At 37.6% G+C, this 7,385-nt stretch carries 6 protein-coding genes and 2 pseudogenes; 4 read left to right on the top strand and 4 right to left on the bottom strand.

All coding sequences use genetic code 11. The annotated features are described in order from the left end of the window. Window positions 1-275: 275 nt before the first annotated feature. From aroQ to accC, 3 genes are read left to right on the top strand one after another with little or no spacing between them, the layout of a single operon-like run. Window positions 276-734, top strand: coding sequence for a type II 3-dehydroquinate dehydratase (aroQ, locus tag J502_RS15490; protein WP_005014473.1), 459 nt, complete (start codon window positions 276-278; stop codon window positions 732-734). A 16-nt stretch (window positions 735-750) separates the two neighbouring features. Continuing rightward, the gene (accB, locus tag J502_RS15485; protein ID WP_005014474.1) at window positions 751-1,170 is read left to right on the top strand and encodes an acetyl-CoA carboxylase biotin carboxyl carrier protein; all 420 of its coding nucleotides are present in this window, start codon (window positions 751-753) and stop codon (window positions 1,168-1,170) included. Window positions 1,171-1,185: 15 nt separating this feature from the next. After that, the gene (gene accC, locus J502_RS15480) at window positions 1,186-2,559 is read left to right on the top strand and encodes an acetyl-CoA carboxylase biotin carboxylase subunit (protein ID WP_005014482.1); all 1,374 of its coding nucleotides are present in this window, start codon (window positions 1,186-1,188) and stop codon (window positions 2,557-2,559) included. A 98-nt stretch (window positions 2,560-2,657) separates the two neighbouring features. On the opposite strand, the gene J502_RS15475 is transcribed toward accC, so the two are convergent. Beyond that, a complete protein-coding gene (locus J502_RS15475) occupies window positions 2,658-3,146 on the bottom strand; it encodes a hypothetical protein (protein WP_005014484.1) in 489 nt (162 codons plus the stop codon). Between the two features lie 236 nt (window positions 3,147-3,382). Between J502_RS15475 and J502_RS15470 the strand changes: the two are divergent. After that, window positions 3,383-4,872 (top strand): annotated as a pseudogene (locus tag J502_RS15470) (amidase). Between the two features lie 329 nt (window positions 4,873-5,201). Here the strand turns inward: J502_RS15470 and J502_RS15465 are convergent. The 3 genes and pseudogenes from J502_RS15465 to J502_RS15455 all read right to left on the bottom strand — a co-directional run. After that, window positions 5,202-5,438: a hypothetical protein gene (locus J502_RS15465; RefSeq protein WP_005014486.1), complete on the bottom strand. Its 237-nt coding sequence runs from the start codon at window positions 5,436-5,438 to the stop codon at window positions 5,202-5,204. Window positions 5,439-6,239: 801 nt separating this feature from the next. After that, a complete protein-coding gene (locus J502_RS15460) occupies window positions 6,240-6,548 on the bottom strand; it encodes an I78 family peptidase inhibitor (RefSeq protein ID WP_005014488.1) in 309 nt (102 codons plus the stop codon). Between the two features lie 188 nt (window positions 6,549-6,736). Beyond that, window positions 6,737-7,385, bottom strand: a pseudogene (locus J502_RS15455) (IS30-like element ISAba125 family transposase); the annotation flags it as partial.

Here is a 7,385-nt window from a genome sequence, read left to right as displayed (position 1 = left end):
AGAGCAATAAGTAACCTTTTAACCCATTACTAGAAATTTTAATACATCTAGCCAGTTCATGATATCTTTTAAAATTTAAAAAAATTATAAATTTGTCATTTTTTAACATTGCCAATTCCCTGCAAAGTTTTCAATATATAGCTCAATTTTGGCATTGATCTTCTGTTTCAATTAATACAAATTATAAAGAATTTGCAGAATAATATGCCATAATACGTAAATTTTGCTGACATCTTGCAAAGAATGCATATATTTTTGATATTGGAGCAGGCTGGATGAGTTCAACCATTTTGGTTATTCATGGACCGAATTTAAATTTGCTAGGTAAACGTGAACCGGAAGTATATGGTCGTCTTAGCCTTCAGGATATCAATCAAAGTCTGACTTTACATGCTCAAAAAGCAGGATTTTCTCTGAATACTTTTCAAAGCAATTGGGAAGGTGCAATTGTTGACCGGATTCATCAGGCTCAAGATGATGGTACACAGTTTATTATTATCAACCCTGCTGCACTGACGCACACTTCAGTAGCTTTACGCGATGCCTTGCTTGGCGTTGCGCTTCCTTATATTGAAGTCCATCTTTCTAATGTGCATGCCCGCGAAACTTTTCGTCATCATTCTTATTTATCCGACAAAGCAGTCGGTGTGATCTGTGGTTTAGGAGCAAAAGGCTATCATTTTGCTCTGGACTATGCGATCGAAAAAATTAAACCCTCTTCTCACCAATCATAATTAGGAAGACTCATCCATGGATATCCGCAAAATCAAGAAACTCATCGACTTGATGATTGAATCCGACCTGCAGGCGATTGAAGTCAAAGAAGGCGATCAGTCTATCGCCCTGACACGCCGTATGCCGGTCGTTGCAGCGGCGGCTACTCCTGCGATGCCAACTCCTGCTGCATCAGCCCCTGCAGCTAAAGCACCACGTGGTGCAGTAGAAACGTCTCCAATGGTCGGCGTGTTCTATGCCGCACCAAGCCCAGGTGAAGCGCCATTTGTTAAAATTGGCCAGACTGTTTCTGCCGGTGATACGTTAGGTATTATTGAAGCAATGAAAATCATGAATCCGATTGAAGCCACTCAAAGCGGTGTAATTGAAGAAATTCTGGTCAAAAATGGTGAAGTCATCCAGTTTGGTCAACCATTATTCCGCTATCGCGCTTAATACCCGGGGATTCATATGTTGCAGAAAGTTTTAATTGCAAACCGAGGTGAGATTGCCTTGCGCATCACCCGGGCTTGTAAAACTTTAGGAATTAAAACCGTTGGTATTTATTCCGATGCCGACAAGGATTTGATGCATCTACGCTTTTGTGATGAAGCAGTATGTATAGGGCCTGGTACCAGCAGTGAAAGCTATCTGAATATTCCGGCTATTATTACAGCAGCAGAGATTACCGGTGCAGATGCAATTCATCCGGGTTATGGTTTTTTATCTGAAAATGCTGAATTTGCAGAAATCGTAGAAAGTTCAGGATTCATTTTTATTGGTCCACGTCCTGAACATATTCGCCTGATGGGTAATAAAGTTTCAGCAATCATGGCGATGAAAAAATCTGGTGTACCGACCGTACCTGGTTCAGCTCATGCTGTAACGACCAATAATGCCCTTGCTGAAGCAAAAGAAATCGGTTTTCCGCTGATTGTTAAAGCTGCCTCAGGCGGTGGTGGTCGTGGTATGCGTATTGTCGAGCGTGTAGACACTCTGCTTGAATCTGTCCAGGCTGCCCAGCGTGATGCTGAAATGTGGTTTGGTGATGATACGGTTTATATGGAGCGTTTTCTGCAAAAACCACGTCATGTAGAAGTTCAGATTTTGGGTGATGGCAATGGTCATGCCATTCATCTTTATGACCGTGACTGCTCTTTACAGCGCCGTCATCAGAAAGTTCTAGAAGAAGCACCTGCACCATTTCTGCCAGAACAGGCACGTGCAGATATTCTTGAAGCATGTGTAAACGCTTGCAAATTAATGCAATACCGTGGCGCAGGAACATTCGAGTTTTTATTTGAAGATGGTGAGTTCTTCTTTATTGAAATGAATACGCGAGTTCAGGTTGAACATCCGGTGACTGAAATGGTAACGGGGGTAGATATTATTGAACAGCAGTTGCGTATTGCAGCAGGTATCGGGCTTGATCTTCAACAGGAAGATATTAAAGTACGCGGCCATGCAATTGAATGTCGAATCAATGCAGAAGATCCTTCAACCTTTATGCCGTCACCAGGTAAAATCGAGCAGTTTTATGCTCCAGGTGGTGCAGGTATTCGCTTAGATTCACACATATATCCAGGCTACAGTATTCCACCTTATTATGACTCTATGATTGCCAAGCTGATTTCACACGGTAAAGATCGTGAAACTGCAATTGCCCGGATGAAACAGGCACTAGATGAAATGATTCTTTCTGGAATTAAAACCAATATTCCATTGCATAAAGATCTTATTTTACAAGATAAGAATTTCTGTAGCCAAGCTATGGATATTCACTATCTGGAAAAGCATTTACTTAAACAGCTTGAAGGTCAGCAAGAGGCCCCCAAAGCCAGCTAGTGATGTATCATGATAAAAAAGCCTCTTGATTCAAGAGGCTTTTTATTAACTGATTTTTTATAATTTATGAAAACTAAAGTTAAAGAATACAAAGAAGTTTAAGGCAAAATTCGCTTTAATGTAGCAAAACACTCCTGCCCTTTTTCTGTAGCACAGAAATTGATCGTATGAGTATTTTTCCATTGGACAAAGTACTGAGAAATCTCACCCGTCTGGTCTTCTCGTCGACCAGAGCAATCAGTTTGATTATTATCGTATCTTACCTGTATGATTAACGCAGGCAACTTGTCTTTTAAGTCATCTGAAGGTTGATAATCATAAAGTGCATACGACCACTCTTGACCACTTTTAATCATTACTTCATTGTCATTTCGAAAATTATAATATTCTACACATTTTTTATTGTTAGGAATTTCCATGCCCCATAGACCCATAATTTCAGGACGAGTAAAAATACGGATCGTATTAGCAGATAATTTTTCTGACTGGGCTTCAGTTTGCGCAGAAGATGTTGGTACTGGTTGCTGTTCTGCCCATACCCAACTTGAACAAAGTGTAATAAGAGCTGTAAGATATAGTTTTTTCATGAATTTTTTAACCTTGTCCCCATAAAATTTAAATTAGCATAAATTTGTAAAAAAACTTGTTTGAATAACGTTATAAAACAATATTTATCTTCACTCTTGATTTATTGCGGAGGGGTTTTACAAGTAGGCAATATTATAAAAATCAGCTAAGCTAATTTGCTCCGTATCATAATATACGTGTACATCCCAGAAATAAAAGATCAAAGATATAAAAGTACATAGGAAAAATTTAAATAATGAAAATTCAAGAATATATGCAATATGATGGCCTGGGACTAGCTCATCTTATTAAGAATAAACAGGTACAGGCTTCCGAACTTTTAGAACTTGCTATACAACGCGTAGAAATTGCAAACCCTGAGCTCAATGCAATTATTATTCCTATGTATGAGTATGCTCAAAAGCGGGTAAAACTGGATTTAAATGGTCCATTTGCTGGTGTGCCTTTTTTAGTAAAAGACCTGTTTCAAGAATACAAAGGCATACCGACCAGTTATGGCTGTCAAGCATTAAAAAAGCTCCCCTACATTCCCGAGTTTAATGCGGAGATTGTAAATCGCTGGGAGAATACAGGTATTATTACACTAGGTCGCACCAATACACCTGAATTTGGTATCAAAGGAATTACTGAACCAGATGCATGGGGGAGCTGTGCTAACCCATGGCATTTAAAACACAACAGTGGCGGTTCTTCCGGTGGTTCTGCCTCAGCTGTAGCAGCAGGTATTGTACGGTAGCAGGTGCAGGAGATGGTGGAGGTTCTATCCGGATTCCTGCATCCTATTGTGGTTTGTTCGGACTTAAGCCTAGTCGTGGTCGTACGCCATGGGGCCCTGGTATGAGTGAGGCCATGCACGGCGCAGCTATGCAGCATGTTCTGACACGAACAGTACGAGATAGTGCAGCTATGCTTGATGCAACACAAGGATTTGAATCTAGCTCGCTCTTTAAAATTGAGGCTCCTTTACAGCCTTATAGTGAAGTTATTCAGCAGCCACCCAAGCAATTAAAAATAGCTTTTTCTACTGTTTCACCTATTGGTACACCAGTTTCTAAAGATGCTGTTAATGCAATTCAGTATACTGCTAAAATTTTAGAGTCTTTAGGGCATATTGTTATAGAAGACCAGCCCGCAATCGATGGTATGGCCTTAGCCAAAGATTTTATTACGACATGGTTTAGCCAGTTCTCTTATATGTTGGCACAGATCAAGCAGCAGACTCATGCTAAAGATCAGGATTTTGAACTGGATTCTCTAGCCTTGGCTGCCTTCGGAGCACAAACTAGTGCTAATGAGTATATTCATAATCTCAGTAACTGGGGCGGTTATGTCAGACAAATGAATTATTTTTTTGATCAATATGATCTTTATTTAATCCCCGCTACTGCTTCAGTAGCCCCTAGAAATGGAGAGGTTACCACACCAAGCTGGCAAAAACCGATCCTGAAAATGTTAATTAAATTAGGTAAAGCACATTATCTTGCACGCGGAAAACTGGTCGAACAAATTATTCGTGAAAATCTGAAATGGGTACCCTTTACCCAGCTGGCAAATATTACCGGACTTCCAGCAATGTCAGTTCCACTATATTGGAACAAGGAAAATCTCCCACTAGGTTCTCAATTTATTGCACCGTTTGCCCGTGAAGACCTCCTCTTCCAATTGGCTACTCAGTTAGAACAGGCTCAACCATGGATAAGCAAGTATCAAGAAATTAAGGTCTAGCTCTATAAAAGCCTGTTATCACACAGGCTTCATTTTAGTTTATCTGAAGCCTCAGCGATTTTACATATAAGCGCAGTTTATATATAAAATTAAAAATTAAGGCTCTAATATTCTTTCAGAATGATTTGTTGAGTTCCATACAAAGAGTAATATTAGCTCGACCTTGACGCGCTTGCAATCATAAAAAAGTCTGACCTCACAAGATCTGCCAGTAATAGCCTTCCAGTGCATTATCTGATGCTATACCTCATCCCCATATAAGTACTATATAATGCCTGACCCCGACTTTGCTTGCTGCTTGGGTGTGAAGTTATCCCAAATAAGTCGCTTTAGTTCTTACACTTTACTTCAATCTGATACTCATCTTGAGTAACTTTAATTTTAATCTTTTTATATCTTCTTTTATTAGGGTCTATAGCAGAGCCTGCTACTTCTTCAAAAAAGGCTCTATCATTCATTAATTCCCCATAAGCCTTATAACCAATCAATATTTTTTCTGGCGACTGATTTTCTTCCTTAATTCTAGCAAGCATATTATCTAGATTTTTAACATTGATATTTGGCATAATTGAGCTACTCAAAAAGTTAAGACTCAATTTTCTTCTATTTTTATGACTAAAAGATGAATTTACTCTTTATTAGATTCAAATATATATTGAAATTTCATTGTTTTAACTAGAATTAATTAAAAATTTTATGATTTTTAATACATCTTGATTTAACTTTATGCAGCCCAATGCCTGGATTGAAAAAACTAAAAGTGACTTTAATTGCTCAATGGCTATTAAACTATTTTCAACTAAGAAACAGGTCCCAGGTCTCTTGCATTAGAAAATGAATAATAAGCTATAAATTTAGATGTCTTTTTTAGCATTATCATATTAATATTTTAATATATTATAGATAATTAAAAAGCTCATCTTTCAATGAGCTTTTTAAATTGTATTCATATATGAGTTTTATTAGTTACTTTAACTATGAAAATCTCTTAATATAAACTGTTTAATAGTTTCATCAAAATTAGCTTGTGAAAAATTTAGCTTATTATGTTTCAAATTTTTATAGTAATAGCTAGCTACCATACTCATACCAAATAAAGTCAACAATTTCATTGCTCACCTCAAATTATTTAACTGACTGAATATAAAATTATCATTCTAATATGTAGCCTTCCAACCCCTTTTCTCTTACTTTCTGTACCTCATGTAAAAGGATGTATATAAAAAAAGCTTGCCAAATGACAAGCTTTTTTTTGCATATTCATAGAGTAAACTTAATAAATCTTCATCTCTGTAGTAGACTCTTTTTTAATCAAAAAACATACTACCCACAAGATGTAACTATAGTTTAGTTCTTATTTAAACTCTTTAACCACATGAAGCATCTTTAATCTGGTTAGTTACAGGATCTATAATTACTGTAATGCGCTCAATACGATAGTCCATCGTAGCTGGCTGATTAGGAGTAAGAGTGCGAACAATTTTAGAACCAGTTTTCTGTTTAATTTGCTCATCACTTAAACCAGTATGTCCAACCAGTTTTTTAGCTTCTGCTGGAAGACACTGAGCCTGACCCATATTAGTATTATTGGATACTCCATTTTCTGGAGAGTTTGCACAAGCAGTTAATCCTGTAGCGACCAGCGTTAAAGCTAAATAAATAATTTTTTTCATCATCTCTACTACCCTTCTTCAAAAAAACAACCCTAACAAAAAAGTATTCTTATAATCAATAAACATATATAGTTCATTTGTAGAATTAACTAGTCATTCGAGCTACTGCCCTCAGAGCTTGAAGATGTATCATTATTAGTATTATCCCAAGGGCCAGTAGCTCCTCCCCCACTAAATGAACCATGGCGAATTCAAACATGAGGTGCGACAGTTTCAAAAGCCATATGATAATCAACAAGCTGAGCAAATTTCTCTAATGGTGTAAGCCAATCTAACGCCTTTCTAGGACGAGTATTCAGTGACATGGCAACTTGATTTAAATAATGCTGATCTGCCTGATTTAAATCAATCCCTTTAGGTAAATATTGCCTAATTAAACCATTCATATTTTCGCATGTGCCTTTTTGCCAAGGTGAATGTGGGTCACAGAAATATACATCTATGCCTAAATCTTCTTCGAGTATTTTATGTTCTGCCATCTCGCGTCCACGGTCATAGGTCAACGTTTTACGCAGTTCTGCAGGTAAATATTTCAGAGCTTCAGTTAAAGCCTTGCGCACTGATTCTGCCTTTGCATCAGGTAATGTTGCCAAGATACAGAGCCGTGTATTTCGTTCAATAAGTGTTGCTATCGAACTTTTATTGTCTTTACCTTTAATTAAATCAGCTTCCCAATGACCCGGTATTTTTCTTTCTTGAACTTCGGCTGGGCGCTCATGAATAGTTTTAATATCCTGTAATATAGAATCTTTTTTAGGTTCACCGTTAGCTTTTCGCTTTTTATTTTCATGACGCAGACAGGATAATAAGTCTTTTTTCAACTCACCCTTTGGTAATGCG

It is taken from the genome of Acinetobacter sp. 1294596 (assembly GCF_000582925.1).
GTDB lineage: Bacteria > Pseudomonadota > Gammaproteobacteria > Pseudomonadales > Moraxellaceae > Acinetobacter > Acinetobacter radioresistens.
The sequence above is the reverse complement of the archived record's forward strand: the minus strand, read 5'-3'. Positions and strand labels throughout refer to the sequence as shown.